This is a genomic window from Nocardia sp. 852002-20019_SCH5090214 (assembly GCF_001665865.1).
GTDB lineage: Bacteria > Actinomycetota > Actinomycetes > Mycobacteriales > Mycobacteriaceae > Nocardia > Nocardia nova.
The window spans coordinates 1-966 of sequence record NZ_LZMK01000181.1 but is presented as its reverse complement, the minus strand read 5'-3'; the positions used below and the strand labels follow the sequence as shown (position 1 = coordinate 966).

The 966-nt window shown below is 64.2% G+C and carries 1 protein-coding gene; it reads left to right on the top strand.

Going from position 1 to position 966, the window contains the following annotated elements; translation table 11 throughout:
• Positions 1 to 966: glucose-6-phosphate dehydrogenase (coenzyme-F420) (fgd, locus tag A5780_RS14120; RefSeq protein WP_064908656.1), on the top strand; the 966-nt coding region annotated here is incomplete at both ends.

Sequence of the window (966 nt, the reverse complement as noted above, 5' to 3'; positions counted from 1 at the left end):
GAACAATTCGGACCACGCGAGCTCGTCGAGCTCGGCGTTCTGGTCGAAGAACACGGCCTCGACAGTGCGACCGTCAGTGATCATTTCCAGCCGTGGCGGCACGAGGGTGGGCATGCTCCGTTTTCGCTGGCGTGGATGACCGCGGTCGGTGAGCGGACTTCTCGTATTCAGCTGGGGACGTCGGTGCTGACGCCGACGTTCCGCTACAACCCCGCGGTGATCGCCCAGGCGTTCGCGACCCTCGGGGTGCTGTATCCGGAGCGGATCATGCTGGGTGTGGGCACCGGGGAGGCGCTCAACGAGATCGCGACGGGTTACAAGGGGGAGTGGCCGGAGTTCAAGGAGCGTTTCGCCCGGTTGCGCGAGTCGGTGGATCTGATGCGCGCGTTGTGGAGTGGTGACCGGGTCGATTTCGAGGGCCAGTACTACAACACGGTCGGCGCGTCGATCTACGATGTGCCGCCGGCGGGGATTCCGGTGTATATCGCGGCGGGTGGTCCGGTGGTGGCTCGGTACGCGGGCCGGGCCGGTGACGGTTTCATCTGCACCTCGGGTAAGGGGATGGACCTGTACACGGAGAAGTTGATGCCGGCGGTGACCGAGGGTGCGGAGAAGGTGGGTCGTACGCTCGGCGATATCGATCGGATGATCGAGATCAAGATTTCGTATGACACCGATCCGGAACTGGCGTTGGAGAATACGCGGTTCTGGGCGCCGTTGTCGTTGACGGCCGAGCAGAAGCATTCGATCACCGATCCGATCGAGATGGAGGCGGCCGCGGATGCGTTGCCGATCGAGCAGATCGCCAAGCGCTGGATCGTGGCCAGCGATCCGGATGAGGCGGTCGAGCAGGTCAAACCGTATGTCGATGCCGGGCTGAACCACTTGGTCTTCCACGCCCCGGGCCACGATCAGCGTCGTTTCCTGGATCTGTTCGCACGCGACCTCGCCCCGCGCCTGCGCGCA